The organism is Microbacterium pullorum (genome assembly GCF_014836535.1).
Taxonomy (GTDB): Bacteria; Actinomycetota; Actinomycetes; order Actinomycetales; family Microbacteriaceae; genus Microbacterium; species Microbacterium pullorum.
Genome location: NZ_JACSQP010000003.1, coordinates 378,786 through 396,385, shown reverse-complemented (window position 1 = coordinate 396,385; position 17,600 = coordinate 378,786). Strand labels below are relative to the sequence as shown.

The following is a 17,600-nucleotide window of genomic DNA, read 5'->3' as shown; positions in this document are numbered from 1 at the left end:
GGTGCGCGTGGGACTCGATGTCGGCGGCACCAAGACCCTCGGCGTCGCGATGGACGACGACGACCGCATCGTCGCCCAGGTGCGCACGCGTACCGGGTGGGGTGCCGACGCCGTCGTGGCGGGCATCGCCGCCGCCGTCGCCGCGTTGCAGGACGAGGCGGGCCCGGTGCGCTCGGTGGGCGTGGGCATTCCCGGGCAGATCGACGCCGGACGGGTCACCCACGCTCTCAACCTCGGCATCGACGACCTCGATCTGCTCGCCGCCCTGGCCTCCGTCGTCGCCGCCCCCGTGGCCGTGGAGAACGACGTGAAGGCGGCAGCCCTCGGCGCGGACGCCCTCCGCGGACGCGCCGGATCCCTCGCCTACCTCAACCTCGGCACCGGGGTCGCCGCCGGCATCGTCTCGGACGGCCGGCTCCGGCGGGGCGGACGCGGCGCCGCCGGGGAGGTCGGGCACATCTCGATCGACCCTGCGGGACCGGAGTGCCGCTGCGGCCAACGCGGCTGCATCGAGGCGCTCGCCGGAGGCGCGGCCCTCGCCGATCGGTGGGGTCGACCCGGCGAATTCCCGGTGCGCGACCTGTTCGACGCAGCGGATGCCGGCGACCCCCACGCCGCGTCGCTGCGCACCGGCGCGGTGCGGGCGGTCGCCTCGGCGGCGCAGGTGCTCGTGCTCACGACCGACGTCGACGTGGTCGTCCTCGGTGGCGGCCTCACCGGGCTCGGCGAGCGGATCGCCGGACCCGTGCGCGAAGAACTGAATTCCCGGGCCTGCGCGTCTGATTTCCTGCGCTCACTGCGGTTGGATGAGAGAGTCACGCTGCTCCCGGCCGGTTCCCCTGCCGCAGCTCTGGGCGCGGCACTGGTCGGCGCGGCATCCGCGCCCGAGGAGGTACACACCCATGGCTGAAATCGTCATCGTCCCCACCCCGGCGGAGGCCGGGGCTCTTGTCGCGGAGGAGATCCTCTCGCTCGTGCGTCGCACGCCCGATGCCGTGCTGGGCCTTGCCACCGGCTCCACCCCGTTGCCGGTGTACGAGGCGCTGCGGGCACGGCGGGACGAGGTCGACCTGTCGCGGGTGCGCGGGTTCGCGCTGGACGAGTACGTCGGCATCGACCCGGCGCATCCCGAGAGCTACCGCAACGTCATCTTCCGCGAGGTGGTGGAACCCCTCGGACTCGACCCCGAGCGCGTGCACGTGCCCGACGGCTCCCTCGACGGCATCTCACACGCCGGCGCCGACTACGAGCGCCGCATCGCCGAGGCGGGCGGGGTGGATCTGCAGATCCTGGGCATCGGCACCGACGGGCACATCGGCTTCAACGAGCCGGGCTCGTCGTTCGCTTCGCGCACGCGCGTGAAGACCCTCACCGAGCAGACCATCGCCGACAACGCCCGCTTCTTCGACTCCGCCGACGAGGTGCCGGTGCACTGCATCACCCAGGGGCTCGGCACGATCCTCGCCGCCCGTCACCTCGTGCTCCTCGCCTTCGGCGAGGGCAAGGCCGAGGCCGTCGCCGGCGCCGTGGAGGGGCCGGTGAGCGCGTCGCTGCCGGGCTCCGCCGTGCAGCTGCATCCGCACACGACCGTCGTCGTCGACGAGGCCGCCGCGTCGCGCCTGACCCGCGCCGACTACTACCGCTACGCGTGGGCGCACAAGCCCGCCTGGCAGGGGCTCTGACCGAGCGCTGAGCGCCGGGGCGGCGGCGCGTCGCGTACTGCAGACGCGCGGCCCCGGCGTCAGGCGGCGAAGACCTTGCCGGGGTTGAGGATGCCGAGCGGGTCGAACACGCGCGCGATGTCGCGCTGCAGTCGCCACTGGTCCTCGCCCAGCTCGTCGGCCAGCCACCGCCGCTTGAGCACACCGATCCCGTGCTCGCCGGTGAGGGTGCCGCCCAGGCGCAGCGCCGCACGGAACAGCTCGTCGGCGGCGTCCCAGACCTGCGGCGGCACCTCGGGGCCGGTGAAGACGAAGTTCGGGTGCAGGTTGCCGTCGCCGGCGTGGGCGACGGTGGGGATGACCATGCCGTAGTCGTGTTCGATGCGCGCGATCTCGTCGAACATCGCCGCCAGCTCGCTGCGTGGCACCGAGACGTCCTCGATGAGGGTCGTCCCGAGCGTCTGCATGGCGGGGTGCATGGCGCGGCGCACGGCGAGGAGGTGGTCTCCTTCCGCGGTGTCGGCGGCGAGCACGACCGTGCCGCCCGCGCCGGCGAGCACGGCGGCGATCGCCTCGGCCTCGGTGTGCGCGGCCGGCCCATCGGTCTGGATCGTCAGCTGCGCGGCGCCCGGGGTGGGGACCGGCAGGCTCAGCAGCCGGTGCGCGGCCGCCAGCGACGTGGCATCCATCAGCTCCATGATCGCCGGCTGGATGCCGCTCGCGGTGACCGCGGCCGAGGCCGCCGCCGCGGCGCGCACGTCGGAGAAGGTCGCGGCGAGGGTCTGCACAGTGCCCGGTACGAGCCGGCGCAGTTTGAGGGTCGCGCCGACGATGACGCCGAGGGTGCCCTCGGAGCCGATCATGAGGGCGGTGAGGTCGAGCCCCGTCACGCCCTTGACGCTGCGGTGGCCGAGCTGCAGCAGGCGGCCGTCGGCGAGGACGACGTCCAGGGCCAGTACCGCGTCGCGGACGACCCCGTACTTCGCGCACAGCAGCCCACCGGCGCCGGTGGCGATGTTGCCGCCGACGGTGGAGATCTCGCGGCTGGCGGGGTCCGGCGCCCACCACACGCCCGCCGCGGCGAGGGCGGCGTTGAGGTGGGCGTTGAGGATGCCGGGTTCGACCACCGCGAGCAGATCGTCGGGACGCACCTCGACGATGCGGTCCATGTCGCGCACCGACAGTGCGATCTCACCCGGCCCGGCGTTGGCGCCGCCGGCGAGGCCCGTGCCCGCGCCGCGCGTGACGACGGGGGTGCGGGTCTCGGTGGCGATGCGCAGCGTCGCCTGCACGTCGGCGACGGATGCCGCGCGCACGACGGCCAGCGGACGGCCGGCCGAGGCGTGGCCCGACTCGTCGGCGCGGGCGTCGTCGAGGGCGGCGGGGGAGGTGTCGACGCGGCCGCCGAGCGCGGCGCGCAGCAGCGCGACGACGTCGGTCCCGGCGGTCGACGTCGTCGCTGACGCCGCAGAACCTGCCTGCTCGGTCATGCCAAGCGGCGGCGTCCGACGATCACACCGACGGTCACGGCGACGACGGCGAAGCCGAGGCCGACCCAGGCGTAGCCGAGGGCCCACCAGGCGATCGTCGCGGCGGCATACACGAACAGCTCGACCAGTGCGCGCACGAATGGGTGCACCGCCAGCACGGCGCGCGGTGACACGAACAGGGCCCACAGCAGGATCGCGACGACCGGCGCGCCGATGCCGACGACGAGGTTCCACGGCCAGTCCCAGGCAACGAAGCCCCAGAACGCCAGCGTGCCGAAGGCGAAGACGCCGCACAGCACCGACAGCACGTCGAGCACGTTCAGCGCCGGGCGCATGCCCGGCTGGGGCTGCGGCTCGGCGGGGGGCGCGGGGCGCACGGAGGGCAGATCGGACATGGCGCCAGTCTACGCGCGGCCCGGGCGTGCGCCGTGGCGCTGCGGGTCAGGCCGTGGCGCCACGGGTCAGGCCGTGGGCTCCCCGCCGACCCACACCTCGCGCACCCGCAGGTCCGCATCCAGCAGCACGGCGTCGGCGGTCGCGCCGACGGCGAGCGAGCCCGCGGCGGCGCCGATCGCGCGCGCGGGCACGGCTGTGAGCGCCGCCACCGCGTCGGCGATCGCCACCCCGCACTCGGCGGTGACGAGCCGCAGTGCGGCATCCTGCGTGAGCGTGGAGCCGGCGATCGCGCCGCCGTCGTCGAGGCGCGCCACCCCGTCGGTCACCGTCACGGCCAGGCCGCCGAGCGTGTAGGCGCCGTCGGCGGAGCCGGCCGCGGCCATCGCGTCGGTGATCAGCGCGATGCGCCCGGGCGCCGCGGCGAACGCGAGCCGCATGACGTCGGGGTGCACGTGCGTGCCGTCGGCGATGAGCTCGAGGGTCACCCTTTCGTCCCGCATAGCGGCGGCGACGGGTCCGGGCGCGCGATGGTGGATGCCACGCATGCCGTTGAAGGCATGGGTCAGGATCGTCGCGCCGGCGTCGAACGCGCGGCGTGCGGCATCGGCGTCGGCGTCGGTGTGGCCGACGGCCACCGCGACGCCCGCCGCGACGAACCGGCCGACCGCCTCGATCGCTCCGGGGAGTTCGGGAGCCAGTGTCACCTGGCGCAGCGTGCCGTCGGCGGCCGCCAGCAGCCGGTCGACGGATGCCGCGTCGGGGGCGCGCAGCAGGCTCGCGGTGTGCGCCCCCTTGTGGCCGACGTCGAGGAACGGGCCCTCCAAGTGGGAGCCGAGGATCGTGGCATCCGTCTGCGCCAGCCGCGCGACCGTCGCCACGCGGGCGACGAGGTCGTCGACGGAGGCGGTCACGAGCGACAGCACCGCACGCGTGGTCCCGTGGGAGCGGTGCAGGGCCCTCGCGGTCGCGATCGCCTCGTCGCCGTCGTCGAACGCGCAGCCGGCCCCGCCGTGGCCGTGGATGTCCACGAACCCGGGGGTCAGCCACGCGCCGCCACCATCGTGCGCCGTGCGCGGGGCGAGCTCGCGCCAGGAGTCGCCGTGGCCCGCGGCGGTGACCCGGCCGCCGTCGAAGGCGACCCAGGCGGCATCGTGCACCCGGCCGGCGTCGACCAGGCGCACGTCGTGGACGACCCGCGCGACGCTCATGCGCCGGGCCAGTCGATCTCGGGCGAACGGTCGAAGGCGATGCCCGCGGCCTCCCACGCCGCACCCTGCGCGGCCAGCCGCATGCGGAACGACTCCCACGTGCGGTCGGGGCTGCTCCCGGTCGCGGGCGACCAGGCGGCCTCGGCGGCCGCGGCGATGCGGGGGAACGCGAGCGCGTCGATGTCGTCGAAGGTCCTGACGGTCTCGGTCCACAGCGGCGCCTCGACGCCCAGGATCTCCGCCTCGCCGACGCCGTCGAGCACGGCGGTCGGCTCCCATTCGTAGGCGCGCTGCACGCTCGTGGCGCCGTCGGCCCACAGCAGCCCGAGCGGGCTCTCGGGGTCGCGCTTCATGTCGAGGTACACCGCGTCGGCGGGCGACATGATGAGCTGCGACCCGCCGCGGACGAACGCCTGTGCCGCCGCCGCGCTGTCATCGGTCGGGGTCACCAGGCCCCAGTACTGGCCGATCGTGGACGGGGCGATCCGGCCGGCGGCGCCGGCCTCGTGCCACGCCATCGGCGTCTTGCCGAGGTTCGCGACCATCTCCGTCACGCGCTCGATGAAGTCGGCGAAGTCGGCGGGGTCGGTGCCCAGGCACTCGTCGCCGCCGATGTGCAGATACGGGCCGGGCGTCATCGCGGCGAGCTCCCCGAGCACATCGGCGAGGAAGTCGTAGGTCGCCTCATCGCGGGTCTTCAGCGACGAGAACCCGACCGCGAAGCCGGTGTACGGGACACCCGGGGTGGGCAGGCCCCCGCCGAACTGCGCCGCCGTCTCGCGGACGGTGTCGCTGATGACCGGTGGCTCGGCGAGGTCGGGGTAGGCCAGGCCGATGGCGTGGGTGTGGCTCGGCACGTCGACCTCGGGCACCACGGTCATGTGGCGGGAGGCCGCGTGGGCGACGATGGCGGCGTAGTCGGCGTGCGTGTAGAACCCGCCGGGATCGCCGCCGATCGCGGTGGCGGAGGCCCGCGCGGTGAGCTCCGGTCGGGAGGCGAGCTCGATGCGCCACCCCTGGTCGTCGGTGAGGTGCAGGTGCAGGTGGTTGAACTTCAGCGCCGCGGCGCGGTCGATGTAGGCGCACACCGTCTCGACGGAGAAGAAGTGGCGGGCCACGTCGAGCATGACGCCGCGGTAGGCGAACCGCGGGGCATCGGCGATCTCTGACGCCCGGATCAGCCAGCCGCCCTCGCCGTCGCCGGTGACCAGCTGCGCGAGGGTCTGCGCACCGTAGAACAGGCCCGCCTCGCCGGGGGAAGCGACGACGGCGGATGTCGCATCGACGGTGACCGTGTACGACTCGTGCCCGCCGGGCCGGGCGTGCTCGCGCCGGAACTCGATCGTGTCGGCGCCTTCGGCCGGCGCCGAACCGGGGGCCGCGAGTCGGAGGCCGCAGCGCCGCGCCACGAGATCGGCGAACGTCGCCGCGGCGTCGGGGTCGCCGGTGAGGTGCGTGGCCTCGCCGATACGCAGGCCCGCATCCTCGCGGGCGACGGCGGACGCGGGGAGGGGGATGAGGGGGAGAGTGGAGTGCGGCACACCGCCATTCTGTCGTCTGCGGCATCCGCTCGGGGAGTGCCGCGTCGGCGGGACACGCTGCCGATCGTGGCGTGATCGTGTTGCCGATCGTGACTCGCGTGCTCGCGGTGCCGGAGCAGGCATCCGCTATGCTCGGGATGTCGCGACTGGCGTTGAGGTGGGGGACCACCGGGGAGCGACTGATGAGGGCATCGACCGCACGCCTGGGCCGGGTCTCGACACGCCCCGTGCGGGCTGTGCGACCCGAGTTCCGTGTAGCAGTGCAGTCAGGAGATCGTCATGACCGATGCCGTGTTCAACGCCCCTCTCTCCGAGGTCGACCCCGAGATCGCCCAGGTCCTCGAGCGCGAGCTCGAGCGTCAGCGCGGGTACCTCGAGATGATCGCCTCCGAGAACTTCGTGCCGGTGTCGGTGCTGCAGTCGCAGGGCTCGGTGCTGACCAACAAGTACGCCGAGGGTTACCCCGGCCGCCGCTACTACGGCGGCTGCGAAGAGGTCGACGTCGCCGAAGAGCTGGCCATCGAGCGCGCCAAGGCCCTGTTCGGCGCCGAGTTCGCCAATGTGCAGCCCCACTCGGGCGCCTCGGCCAACGCCGCGGTGCTGCACGCCATCGCCCGCCCCGGCGACACGCTGCTCGGTCTGGCGCTGGATCAGGGCGGTCACCTGACGCACGGCATGAAGATCAACTTCTCCGGCCGGCTCTACAACATCGTCGCCTACGGCGTCGACCCCGAGACGTCGCTCATCGACATGGCCGAGGTGCGCCGCCTCGCCCTCGAGCACAAGCCGAAGGTCATCATCGCGGGCTGGTCGGCGTACCCCCGTCAGCTGGACTTCGCCGCCTTCCGTGAGATCGCCGACGAGGTCGGAGCGCTGCTGTGGGTCGACATGGCCCACTTCGCCGGTCTCGTCGCGGCGGGCCTGCACCCGAACCCGGTGCCCCACGCACACGTCGTGTCCTCCACCGTGCACAAGACCATCGGCGGACCCCGTTCGGGCTTCATCCTGAGCAACGACGCCGACATCGCCAAGAAGATCAACACCGCCGTGTTCCCGGGCCAGCAGGGCGGGCCGCTCATGCACGTCATCGCCGCCAAGGCGACGGCGTTCAAGCTCGCCGCGACCCCCGAGTTCGCCGAGCGTCAGGAGCGGGTGCTGCGGGGAGCCGCGATCCTCGCCGACCGCCTCACGCAGCAGGATGTGAAGGACGCCGGCATCGCGGTGCGCTCCGGCGGCACCGACGTGCACCTGGTGCTCGTCGATCTGCGCGACGCGGCGATCGACGGCAAGCAGGCCGAGGACCTCCTCCACGAGATCCACATCACCGTGAACCGCAACGCCGTCCCCAACGACCCGCGACCGCCGATGGTGACCTCTGGCCTGCGCATCGGCACGCCGGCGCTCGCGACCCGCGGATTCGGCGACGCCGAGTTCACCGAGGTGGCCGACGTCATCGCGCTGGCGCTGCAGCCGGGTGCCGACCTCGAGGCGCTGCGCGCCCGCGTCGCCGCCCTGACGGCCGCCTTCCCGCTGTACCCCGGTCTGCAGCAGTGACCGCGGTCCGCCTCGACGGGGTCGCCACCGCGGCGGCCATCAAGGACGAGCTGCGCGTGCGCGTGGCGGCGCTGGCGGAGCGGGGGATCGTCCCCGGCATCGCGACCGTGCTGGTGGGGGCCGACCCCGCATCCCAGCTGTACGTCGGCATGAAGCACAAGCAGTCCGAGGCGATCGGGATGAACTCGATCCAGCGGGAGCTGCCCGCCGACGCCACGCAGCAGCAGGTCGAGGAGCTGATCGACGAGCTCAACGCCGACCCTTCGTGCCACGGCTACATCGTGCAGCTGCCGCTGCCGCGCCACCTCGACACCGACGCGATCCTGGAGCGGATCGACCCGGCGAAGGATGCCGACGGCCTGCACCCGACCAACCTCGGTCGCCTCGTGCTCAACGTGAACACTCCGATCACGACGCCGCTGCCGTGCACGCCGCGCGGCGTGATCGAGCTGCTCACCCGCAACGGCTACGACCTGGCGGGCAAGCACGTCGTCGTCGTCGGTCGCGGGGTGACGATCGGCCGGTCGATCGGGCTGCTGCTGACGCGGCGCGAGTACAACGCGACCGTGACACTGACCCACACCGGCACGGTGGACCTGCCGCGGCACCTGCGCGAGGCCGACGTGATCGTGGCGGCGGCGGGGGTCAAGCACATCGTGCGCGCCGAGGACGTGCGCCCGGGCGCCGCGGTGCTCGACGTGGGCGTCACCCGCGAGGTCGACCCCGAGACCGGCAAGAACCGGGTCTACGGCGACGTGCACCCCGACGTGGCCGAGGTGGCCGGGTACCTGTCGCCGAACCCCGGCGGTGTCGGCCCGATGACCGTCGCCCTGCTGATGACGAACGTGGTCGAGGCCGCGGAGCGCGCCGCCGCCGAGTGACTGCGCGCGGCCGGGTGAGCACCCGGGCGCCGGTGCATGGCATCCATCTCTCCGGTACAGGTGATCTCACCGGCACAGGATGATTCCGCGGCATCCGTCCTGTTGTGGGGAGATCTCCTGCAGCCGGAACGGGGTGGGCGGCGGTCAGCCCTTGCCGAGGTCGTCGAACAGGCGACGCTGCTCGTCGGTGAGGCCGTCGTCGGGCGTGGCAGGCCGGGTGGCATCCGGACGTCCGGCGGTCGCGGTCGACGCCGGGCCGAAGGGCGGGGCAGGGGCATCGGATGCCGCCGCCGTGCGGCGCCCGCCCCGCGCGCGGTCGTACAGCCTGCCGGCGCGGGCCTCGATGCGATCGTCGACCGCGTCGTAGATGAGCCAGGCCACCAGGAGCGCCGGCGGCGGCACGACCCAGCCCCAGAACAGGCCGCTCACGTGCACCGAGGACAGCAGCACGACGAGCACCCACACGATGAGTTCGACGACGAACACCAGGCCCGCCTGCACGAGCTTCTCGCCCACGCGCGTGCGCTGGTCGGCGGACTTGGCGGCCATGCCGCGGAACGCCTTCGCGATGACGGGCTTCAGCCAGATCGTCGCCGCCGTGAGCACGACCCCCGCCCACAGCGCCGCCCAGCCCACCGACACCCGCGGCAGCAGCGCCCCGAGCGCGACGAGCACCACAACGTTGAACACATACAGCGAGGCGAACCGCACGACCCAGGTTTTCATCCCGTCACTCTGGCACGCCCCGCCGCCGTGAGACGACTACTGGCGGCCGAGACAACGGGTGTTTCCCATCGTCTCGGCCGCCAGTTGTCGTTTCAGCGATCGGGTCGCGACCCGCCCCGGGTCAGCGCACCGTGATCGTCGTCTGCTCGGCGGGGATGGCGCGCAGCAGCGGGCTCGTGAGCGTCGCCCACGTGTCCCACGTGCCCCGCAGCACCCCGGTGGCGCTGTAGTCGAACGTCACGGTGCCTCCCGCGGTGGGCGGGGCCGTCGTGATCGCGTAGACGGTGCCATCCGACGGCGGGTCGGCCACGACACCGCTCGTGCCGTCGCGGTTCTCGGCACCGGTCACCGCACCCGACGCGGCATCGGGCACCTGCTCCCCGTCGTAGGCGAACCACATGCCCTCGGTGGCACCGAGCGCGACCCACACCTGGAACGAGTTGCTGCCGTTGCCGCTGAAGGTGGGCACATCCTCCCACTCGACCACGAGGAACTGGCTCACCCCGTCGTTCAGGATGCCGATGCGCACGGCGCCCCCGGCTGAGGGGTCGAGGTCGGTCCACAGCGGCGCGAGCACGTTGTTCGGCGCAGCGGGGTCGGGGATGCCGGTGGACTGCCAGGACACATCGGCCGCGGTCGCGCCGCCCACCACCACGTAGCCGTTCGAGACGATGCCGATGCTGTCGTACACCTCACCGCCGTAGTTGAAGCTGGGCAGCGTGTAGTTGACGTGCGCCTCGTCGCCGAGCCCCCCGATCGGCGCGATGCCGAACGCCGACAGTGGCAGGTAGCCGCCGCCGGGGTGGGTGCCGGCATCCGGATCCACCGACTCGATCGTCGGGGCGATCGCCGGGCTCAGCGTGCCGTCCCACTTCGCTCCGAGGAACTGGCGCTTGGCGGGGGCCGTGACGTTGCGGATGTTCAGGAACGGGTGCGCCGTCACGCGGATCGAGGCGGGCACCTCCACCGGCAGGAAGTTCGTCGCCGTCACCGTGCACGTGGTGCTGGTGCCGCGACGGATGGTGTCGGGCTCGCACGACTGGCCGAGCGAGACCTCGGCCTCACGCACGTTGGCGGCCACCGGGATCACCACGGGGGTGGCGCCTCCGGTCGGGGTGAGGGTGATCTCGCCCTGCTGCCAGCCTTCGCCCGCCTCGAGCCCGTCGATGATCACCGTCAGGTTCTTGGATGCCCCGGGCGCGAGGGTGAACCGCGACTGCGGCACCGTCACCCGCAGACCTCCGGTGGCCTCGGTGGTCACCCGGAACGTCTGCCGGCGGTCGGAGACGTTCGTCACGGTGCGCGAGGTGTCGATGGCACCGGGCATGGGGTCGACGTAGATGCTCGGGATGTTGAGATCCACCCGTCCCAGCGCGTCGCCGGCGCTCGCGGCGAACCGCTCGGCCGTCTCGGCGATGGTCAGCACCGGGGCGACCGCGCGGTCGGCGCGGATGCTGCCGGCGCCGCGGTCGAACACGCCCGCAGGCGTCCCGTCGGCGTTGACGACCTCTTGCAGCGACGAGGTCATGAGCGCCGACTTCACCTGTCCGGGCGTGAAGTCGGGCCGGGCGGCGATGACGAGCGCGGCGACACCGGCCGCGTGCGGCGACGACATCGAGGTGCCCGCGATGGCCTGGTAGTACTGACCGGCCGGTCCCGAATCGTACCCGCTCGGGGCGGGGGTGTGACCGGCGAGCACCTGGATGCCGGGGGCGGTGATGTCGGGCTTGAGGAACTCCCCGATGGGACCGCGCGAGCTGAAGCTCGCCATCACATCGCCCGGCGCCGCGCTCGCGCGCCCCGAGCCCCACGTGGCGGTGACGCCGGGGCGGGTGAGGAAGGCGAGCACCTCATCGTTGGGGCCTTCGAGGTGGATCGTCGGCAGGAAGTGGTTGTCGGTGTTGGTCTCCATCGTCGTCGGGTTGTAGAGGATCATGCCCGCGGCGTCCCCGAGCGAGGCGAAGTAGCCCTTCTCGACGCGGCCGTTGCCGCCGCGCTCGCAGACGACGACGGTGCCGGTGAGGCTGCCGGCGGCGAAGGGCTGCTCGCAGCGGATGCCGCCGGTGTACCCGGGCACGGCGTCGGCGCGCACGACGGGAGCGTCGGCGACGCCCTGCGTGACGGTCGCGCCGGTCTTGGTGAGCGTGCCGCCGTCGGCGGCGGACAGTTCCAGCGTCGTCGTGAACGCGCGGTCGAACGTGGACGCTGCCACCGTGGTGGTCCAGGGCCCCGCGTGGTTGGCGGTCGAGGCGCCGGGGCCGGAGTTGCCGGCCGAGGCGTGCACAGCCACCCCCGCCGCGTACGCGTCGAGGAAGGCCATCTCCACCGGATCGGTGTAGATGCTCGCCGAGCCGCTGACGGAGTAGTTGATGACGTCCACGCCGTCGACGATCGTCTGTTCGACGGCGGCGACGAGGTCGGAGTTGTATCCGCCGCCGGGGCCGAGGGCGCGGTATGCGATGACCGAGGCGCCCGGGGCGACACCGCTGATGGCGCCGTGGTCGACGCCCAGCACCGGTGAGCTGTCGACGGCGCTGCCGGCGGCGGTGGTCGCGGTGTGCGTGCCGTGCCCGTCGGAGTCGCGCGCCGAGCAGCCGGATGCGGAGCAGAAGTCGATGGCGCCGGCGGGCTCCTCGGCTAGCTGCTGGTAGGCGTCGAGGAAGGCGTGGGCGCCGATGAGCTTGTCGTTGCACTCGAAGGCGTCGCCGGCCGAGCCGTCGCCGAACTCGCACGCCCAGGGCCCGCCCTCGGGGGTGGGGATGCCGTTGTCGGCGAGCATCGGGTGCTCGGGCCAGATGCCGGTGTCGATCACGCCGACGATGACGCCGGCGCCGGCCTGGTCGCGTCCGCCGAGACCCGGCCACACGGCATCCGCACCGATGAAGGTGGCGGCGTCGGGGTCGATGCCGCCGGCGTCGTAGGTCTCGAGCGCCGGGGGCTCCGCCGGGGCGGGGCTCTCTTCGGGAGCCGGGGTCTCTTCCGGCGTCACCGTCTCTTCGGGCGCGGGGGTCTCCTCGGGCGCGGTGGTCTCGCCCGGTGCCGGCGTGCCCTCGGGGGCGGGCGACTCGTCGGGTGTCGGGGTCTCGTCGGGCGCGGCTGTCTCGCCGGGCGTCGGCTCGGGCGCCGGGGTCTCGGTGGGGGAGGCGATCTGGCGCAGCGCGTTGTCGTGCACGGCCGCGACGCCCTCGAGCGCGGCGATGTCCTTCGCCCGGTTGGCGGGGATCATCACCGACAGGCCGCCGTACACCACGACGTGGCGCGACAGCAGGCGAGCCTCGGGCACGGATGCCTGGACCTCGGCGAATGCGGCATCCAGGCGCTCCTCGACGTAGCGCGTGTAGGCCGCGACGTCGGAGTCGGCGAGGTCGCGGCCGGTGACGGCGGGGCTGGTTGCGGCGAAACCCTCGAGGCCGCCGGCGTAGGCGGCCACCGGGTCGACGTCGACCTTGATCATGACGGCGGTGCGGGCCCCGTCCGTGCGGGCGAGCACGTCGGGGTCGTTCTCGGCGAGTTTGCCGGTGGCCGACCGCGCGACGGAGCTCGCGGGAGCGTCGGGGGAGACCGGGGTCGCACTGAAGTCGGTGGTGGCGGCCCGGGCGGGTGGCGAGAGCGAGACGAGGATGAGGGCAGCCACCCCCAGCGCGGCGAGAAGTTGCAGAATGCGCGGGAACGACAGCGATCGAGTCATCCGGGGGGCCTCCGTCAGCGAACCTGAGTGTTCGGTATGAGAAACCTAGACGTCCGCTGAAAGCGAACGCACGGAACATTCGAGAACTCTCATGAAACGCTCGCCCCGCACCCGGTCAGTACGAGGAGGGTGGGTCCGCGACGCCGGGCGTGCACCAGCGGGCCGCGAGGGCTTCGGATCCGCGCGCGAGCAGCGCCACATCGGCGCCCACGAGGGCGAACGAGGCTCCGGCATCGAGATACGCCTGCGCGACGGCGGGGTCGAAGGCGTTGACGCCCACCGGCTTGCCCGCCTCGCGCACGGCGGCGAAGGTGCGCTTCACCGCGGCGATGACGTCGGGGTGCGACTGCTGACCGAGCAGCCCGAGCGAGGCGGCGAGGTCGGCGGGGCCGACGAACACGCCGTCGACGCCGTCGACCGCGGCGATCTCGGCGGCAGCGTCGACGCCGGCCGCCGTCTCGATCTGCACGAACACCGACACGTGCGCCGCGGCCTGCGCGAGGTACTCGGGCACGCGGTTCCAACGGGCCGAGCGGGCGAGGGCGGAGCCCACCCCGCGCATGCCGCGCGGTGGATAGTGCGCCGCCGCGACGACGCCTCGTGCCTCGTCGGGCGAGGACACCATCGGCACGAGGATGTTCTGCGCGCCGAGGTCGAGCACCTGCTTGATCGTCACCGGGTCGCCGATGGGCACCCGCACGACGGGCGTGACCGGCGAGCCCGCGACCGCGTGCAGCTGCGCGAGGACGGACTCCAGGCCGTTGGGGGAGTGCTCCATGTCGATGAGCAGCCAGTCCATGCCGGACCCGGCGCAGATCTCGGCGACCAGCGCCGAGCCCGAGCACACCCAGATGCCGGCGAGGGGGCGGGAGGCCGCGGCGAGGTCGTCGCGGAACGTGGGCGTCAGCTGAAGCGGCATTCGATGACTCCCATCGGGCCGTAGTCGCAGCGCACGGTGTCGCCGCGTGAGACCCACATCGGCCGGGTGAAGGACCCCGCCAGGATGATCTCGCCCGACTCGAGCCGCGCGCCGTGCTGGTGGAATTTGTTCGCCAGCCACGCCACCCCGGTGGCGGGGTGCCCGAGCACGCCCGCGGCGACCCCCGTCTCCTCGATCTCGCCGTTGCGCGAGAGCACGCCCGGCACCCATCGCAGGTCGATCTCGTCGGGGCGCTTGTGCACGGTGCCGAGCACCATCGCCCCGTAGGCGGCGTTGTCGGCGATCGTGTCGACGATCGTGCGCCCCTCCAGCTCGATGTGGGAGTTGAGCACCTCGAGCGCCGGCACCGCGTAGTCGATCGCGTCGAGCGCGTCCGCCAGCGTGCAGTCGGGGCCTTCGAGCGGGCGCTTCAGGACGAAGGCCAGCTCCACCTCGACGCGCACGTTGGAGAACTGATCGACGGGGATCTCGTCGCCGCTGTGGAAGATCGTGTCGTCGAACATGACGCCGTAGTCGGGCTCGGTGATGCCGGTGGCCTGCTGCATGGCTTTGGAGGTCAGTCCGATCTTGCGCCCTACCAGGCGCCTGCCGGCGGCGAGGTTCTCATCGCGCCACACCCCCTGGATCGCGTAGGAGTCCTCAACCGTCGCCTGCGGGTGGCGGGCGGTGATGCGGGGGATCACGCGGTGCGTGCGGTCGGCTTCGGCGAGCTCCGCGGCCAGCGCCGCGATCACGTCGGGGGCGAGCATGGATCTCCTTCGGTCTCGGTCAGGGTAGCGGGTGGCTACAGCTGGTGGCCGAGCTTGTACTCGCCCTGCTTGTACTCCGGCAGACCGTCGTCGCCGGGGCGCGTGTACGAGAACCCGTCCGCGCCGATCGTGACGGCCATCTCGCTGCTGTCGGTGCGGGCGACGACCGGCTTCGGGTTGCCGTCGAGGTCGAGCACGAGCGATGCCTCGGTGTACCAGGAGGGGACGACCGGGTTCCCCCACCAGTCACGGCGCTGGTTGTCGTGCACATCCCAGGTGATCACCGGGTTGTCGGGGTCGCCGGTGTAGTAGTCCTGCGTGTAGATCTCCACGCGGTGCCCGTCGGGGTCGCGCAGGTACAGGTAAAAGGCGTTGGAGACGCCGTGCCGGCCGGGACCGCGTTCGATGGCATCCGATCGGCGCAGTGCCCCGAGCTTGTCGCAGATCGCGAGGATGTTGTGCTTCTCGTGCGTCGCGAAGGCGACATGGTGCATGCGGGGGCCGTCGCCGCCGGTCATGGCGGTGTCGTGCACGGTGGGCTTGCGTCGCATCCACGCGGCGTAGACGGTGCCCTCGTCGTCCTGGATGTCCTCGGTCACCCGGAAGCCGAGATCCTGCATGAACTTCACGGCGCGCGGCACGTCGGGGGTCACCTGGTTGAAGTGGTCCAGGCGCACCAGCTCGCCGGGTGTGTGCAGGTCGTAGCGCCAGGCGAGGCGCTCGACGTGCTCGGTCTGGAAGAAGAACTCGTACGGGAAGCCCAGCGGATCCTCCACGCGCACCGAATCGCCGATGCCCTTGACGAACCCCTCGGGGCGGCGCTCCACGCGGCATCCGAGCTCGGTGTAGAACGCGACCGCCCGATCGAGGTCCTCCGCCGACCGCACCCGGTACGAGAACACCGCGACCGCCGCCACGTCGCCGCGGCGGAGCACCAGGTTGTGGTGGATGAACTCCTCCGTCGAGCGCAGGTAGATCGCCTCGTCGTCCTCCTCGGTCACGTACAGCCCCAGCACGTCGACGTAGAACGTGCGGGATGCCGCGAGGTCGGTGACCACGAGCTCCATGTAGGCGCAGCGCAGGATGTCCGGCGCCGGGGAGACGGGGGTGGGCACCGGGTCGTCGGTGTGGATGGGGGCCTCCTGGGAGACGAAGAATCCTGACGAGGTGAGGGTCATGTCGTCGCGGTGGGTCATGTCAGCGTCCTTGCTTACGTGCGGGGTGTGCCTGCGTGTGGGTGGGTCAGTGCTTGCCGAAAGTGGGGTTGTGCACGGTGCCGAGCGTGATGTGCACGGCCTGCTGGTCGGTGTAGAAGTCGATCGAGCGGTAGCCGCCCTCGTGCCCGAGACCCGAGGCCTTGACGCCGCCGAAGGGGGTGCGCAGGTCCCGGACGTTGTTGGAGTTCAGCCACACCATCCCGGCGTCGATCGCCTGGGAGAAGTTGTGGGCGCGCTTCAGATCGTTGGTCCAGACATAGGCGGCCAGGCCGTACCTCGTGTCGTTGGCCAGGGTCAGCGCCTCGGCCTCGGTGTCGAACGGGGTGATCGCCACCACCGGCCCGAAGATCTCCTCCTGGAAGATGCGGGCGTCGGGGGCGACATCGGCGAACACGGTGGGGGCGACGAAGTTGCCCGTCTCGAACCCCTCGGGCCGGCCACCGCCGGCGACCAGGCGCCCCTCGGTCTTGCCGATCTCGACGTAGCCCATGACCTTCTCGAAGTGTTCGGGGTGCACGAGGGCGCCGACTTCGGTGGCCGGGTCGTGCGGATAGCCGACCTTCACGCGCCGGGCCTGCGCCGCGTAGCGCTCGACGAACTCGTCGTACACGGCGCGCTCGACGAGGATGCGGCTGCCGGCGGTGCAGCGCTCGCCGTTGAGGGAGAAGACGCCGAAGATCGTGGCATCCACCGCCGCCTCGAGGTCGGCGTCGGCGAAGACGATCGCGGGCGACTTGCCGCCCAGCTCCATCGACAGTCCCTTGAGGTGGGGAGCGGCATTGGCGAAGATCAGCTGCCCGGTCGAGCTCTCGCCGGTGAACGAGATGAGCGGTACGTCGGGGTGTTTCACCAGCGCGTCGCCGGCGTGCTCACCGAGGCCGTTGACGAGGTTGAACACGCCCTGCGGGAGCCCGGCCTCCTCGAAGATGCCCGCCCACAGCGATGCCGACAGCGGGGTGAACTCGGCCGGCTTGAGCACGACGGTGTTGCCGGTGGCCAGCGCCGGGCCGAGCTTCCACGACTCCAGCATGAACGGGGTGTTCCACGGGGTGATGAGCCCGGCCACGCCGATCGGCTTGCGGTTGACGTAGTTGATCTGGCGGCCCGGCACCTTGTAGGTGTCGTCGGCCTGGGCCACGATCAGGTCGGCGAAGAACCGGAAGTTCTCGGCCGCACGCCGGGCCTGGCCGAGGGCCTGGGTGATCGGCAGTCCCGAATCGAAGGACTCGAGCTCTGCGAGGCGCTGATCGCGCGCCTCGACGAGGTCGGCGATGCGGTGCAGGATGCGGGAGCGCTCGCGGGGCAGCATGCGCGGCCAGGGGCCCTCGGTGAAGGCGCGGCGGGCGGCGGCGACCGCCAGGTCGATGTCGGCCTGCTTGCCGGCGGCGGCCGTGACGTACGCCTCGTTCGAGACCGGTTCGAGCACGTCGAACGTGTCGCCGTCGACGGAGTCGACGAACGCGCCGTCGATGTAGTGGCGGATGCGGTCGGGCAGGTCGGCCGGAACGTGGCGGCGGTGAAGCGCAGTGTCGGTCATGTCGGTTCCTCC

Annotated in this window: 14 protein-coding genes and 1 riboswitch; of the genes, 4 read left to right on the top strand and 10 right to left on the bottom strand. The window is 72.4% G+C overall.

Annotated features, from left to right (window positions below):
• Window position 1: 1 nt before the first annotated feature.
• A complete protein-coding gene (locus H9651_RS06685; RefSeq protein ID WP_191718493.1) occupies window positions 2-910 on the top strand; it encodes an ROK family protein in 909 nt (302 codons plus the stop codon).
• Entirely contained in the window at window positions 903-1,682 is a 780-nt protein-coding gene (locus H9651_RS06680) for a glucosamine-6-phosphate deaminase (protein WP_191718492.1), read from the top strand. Before H9651_RS06685 ends, H9651_RS06680 begins: the two co-directional genes overlap by 8 nt.
• 59 nt (window positions 1,683-1,741) lie before the next feature.
• On the opposite strand, the gene H9651_RS06675 is transcribed toward H9651_RS06680, so the two are convergent.
• From H9651_RS06675 to H9651_RS06660, 4 genes are all read right to left on the bottom strand, one after another.
• Window positions 1,742-3,151, bottom strand: a complete 1,410-nt coding sequence (locus tag H9651_RS06675; RefSeq protein ID WP_191718491.1) for an FAD-binding oxidoreductase — start codon at window positions 3,149-3,151, stop codon at window positions 1,742-1,744.
• On the bottom strand, window positions 3,148-3,546 hold the full coding sequence (locus tag H9651_RS06670; RefSeq protein ID WP_191718490.1) for a YrdB family protein: 399 nt from the start codon (window positions 3,544-3,546) through the stop codon (window positions 3,148-3,150). The genes H9651_RS06675 and H9651_RS06670 overlap by 4 nt, the downstream gene beginning before the upstream one ends.
• Window positions 3,547-3,612: 66 nt before the next feature.
• Window positions 3,613-4,755 (bottom strand): N-acetylglucosamine-6-phosphate deacetylase, encoded by a 1,143-nt coding sequence (nagA, locus tag H9651_RS06665; protein WP_191718489.1) that lies wholly within the window; start codon window positions 4,753-4,755, stop codon window positions 3,613-3,615.
• A complete protein-coding gene (locus tag H9651_RS06660) occupies window positions 4,752-6,296 on the bottom strand; it encodes a family 20 glycosylhydrolase (protein WP_318244790.1) in 1,545 nt (514 codons plus the stop codon). Before H9651_RS06660 ends, nagA begins: the two co-directional genes overlap by 4 nt.
• 132 nt (window positions 6,297-6,428) lie before the next feature.
• Window positions 6,429-6,512, top strand: a riboswitch (ZMP/ZTP riboswitch).
• A gap of 63 nt (window positions 6,513-6,575) precedes the next feature.
• On the opposite strand from H9651_RS06660, the gene glyA reads away from it, so the two are divergent.
• Entirely contained in the window at window positions 6,576-7,850 is a 1,275-nt protein-coding gene (gene glyA, locus H9651_RS06655; RefSeq protein ID WP_191718487.1) for a serine hydroxymethyltransferase, read from the top strand.
• Window positions 7,847-8,731, top strand: coding sequence for a bifunctional methylenetetrahydrofolate dehydrogenase/methenyltetrahydrofolate cyclohydrolase (locus tag H9651_RS06650; RefSeq protein ID WP_191718486.1), 885 nt, complete (start codon window positions 7,847-7,849; stop codon window positions 8,729-8,731). The genes glyA and H9651_RS06650 overlap by 4 nt, the downstream gene beginning before the upstream one ends.
• Before the next feature lie 144 nt (window positions 8,732-8,875).
• Here the strand turns inward: H9651_RS06650 and H9651_RS06645 are convergent, their stop codons facing one another.
• From H9651_RS06645 to hpaE, 6 genes are all read right to left on the bottom strand, one after another.
• On the bottom strand, window positions 8,876-9,457 hold the full coding sequence (locus H9651_RS06645) for a hypothetical protein (RefSeq protein WP_191718485.1): 582 nt from the start codon (window positions 9,455-9,457) through the stop codon (window positions 8,876-8,878).
• A gap of 121 nt (window positions 9,458-9,578) precedes the next feature.
• The gene (locus tag H9651_RS06640) at window positions 9,579-13,145 is read right to left on the bottom strand and encodes a S8 family serine peptidase (RefSeq protein ID WP_191718484.1); all 3,567 of its coding nucleotides are present in this window, start codon (window positions 13,143-13,145) and stop codon (window positions 9,579-9,581) included.
• Window positions 13,146-13,260: 115 nt separating this feature from the next.
• On the bottom strand, window positions 13,261-14,064 hold the full coding sequence (locus H9651_RS06635; RefSeq protein WP_191718483.1) for an HpcH/HpaI aldolase family protein: 804 nt from the start codon (window positions 14,062-14,064) through the stop codon (window positions 13,261-13,263).
• Window positions 14,049-14,834, bottom strand: a complete 786-nt coding sequence (locus H9651_RS06630; protein WP_191718482.1) for a 2-keto-4-pentenoate hydratase — start codon at window positions 14,832-14,834, stop codon at window positions 14,049-14,051. The genes H9651_RS06635 and H9651_RS06630 overlap by 16 nt, the downstream gene beginning before the upstream one ends.
• Before the next feature lie 35 nt (window positions 14,835-14,869).
• Window positions 14,870-16,030, bottom strand: coding sequence for a 3,4-dihydroxyphenylacetate 2,3-dioxygenase (gene hpaD / locus H9651_RS06625; RefSeq protein WP_191718481.1), 1,161 nt, complete (start codon window positions 16,028-16,030; stop codon window positions 14,870-14,872).
• 46 nt (window positions 16,031-16,076) lie between these two features.
• Window positions 16,077-17,588, bottom strand: a complete 1,512-nt coding sequence (gene hpaE / locus H9651_RS06620) for a 5-carboxymethyl-2-hydroxymuconate semialdehyde dehydrogenase (RefSeq protein ID WP_191718480.1) — start codon at window positions 17,586-17,588, stop codon at window positions 16,077-16,079.
• Window positions 17,589-17,600: the final 12 nt, after the last annotated feature.

What these genes read in the sequence shown, in the direction of transcription:
- H9651_RS06680 (WP_191718492.1), top strand. Translation starts at nt 903, where the DNA reads ATGGCTGAAATCGTCATCGTCCCCACCCCGGCGGAGGCCGGGGCTCTT.
- H9651_RS06630 (WP_191718482.1), bottom strand. Translation starts at nt 14,834, where the DNA reads ATGCTCGCCCCCGACGTGATCGCGGCGCTGGCCGCGGAGCTCGCCGAA.
- H9651_RS06640 (WP_191718484.1), bottom strand. Translation starts at nt 13,145, where the DNA reads ATGACTCGATCGCTGTCGTTCCCGCGCATTCTGCAACTTCTCGCCGCG.
- H9651_RS06635 (WP_191718483.1), bottom strand. Translation starts at nt 14,064, where the DNA reads ATGCCGCTTCAGCTGACGCCCACGTTCCGCGACGACCTCGCCGCGGCC.
- H9651_RS06670 (WP_191718490.1), bottom strand. Translation starts at nt 3,546, where the DNA reads ATGTCCGATCTGCCCTCCGTGCGCCCCGCGCCCCCCGCCGAGCCGCAG.
- H9651_RS06675 (WP_191718491.1), bottom strand. Translation starts at nt 3,151, where the DNA reads ATGACCGAGCAGGCAGGTTCTGCGGCGTCAGCGACGACGTCGACCGCC.
- nagA (WP_191718489.1), bottom strand. Translation starts at nt 4,755, where the DNA reads ATGAGCGTCGCGCGGGTCGTCCACGACGTGCGCCTGGTCGACGCCGGC.
- hpaD (WP_191718481.1), bottom strand. Translation starts at nt 16,030, where the DNA reads ATGACCCACCGCGACGACATGACCCTCACCTCGTCAGGATTCTTCGTC.
- hpaE (WP_191718480.1), bottom strand. Translation starts at nt 17,588, where the DNA reads ATGACCGACACTGCGCTTCACCGCCGCCACGTTCCGGCCGACCTGCCC.
- H9651_RS06645 (WP_191718485.1), bottom strand. Translation starts at nt 9,457, where the DNA reads ATGAAAACCTGGGTCGTGCGGTTCGCCTCGCTGTATGTGTTCAACGTT.
- glyA (WP_191718487.1), top strand. Translation starts at nt 6,576, where the DNA reads ATGACCGATGCCGTGTTCAACGCCCCTCTCTCCGAGGTCGACCCCGAG.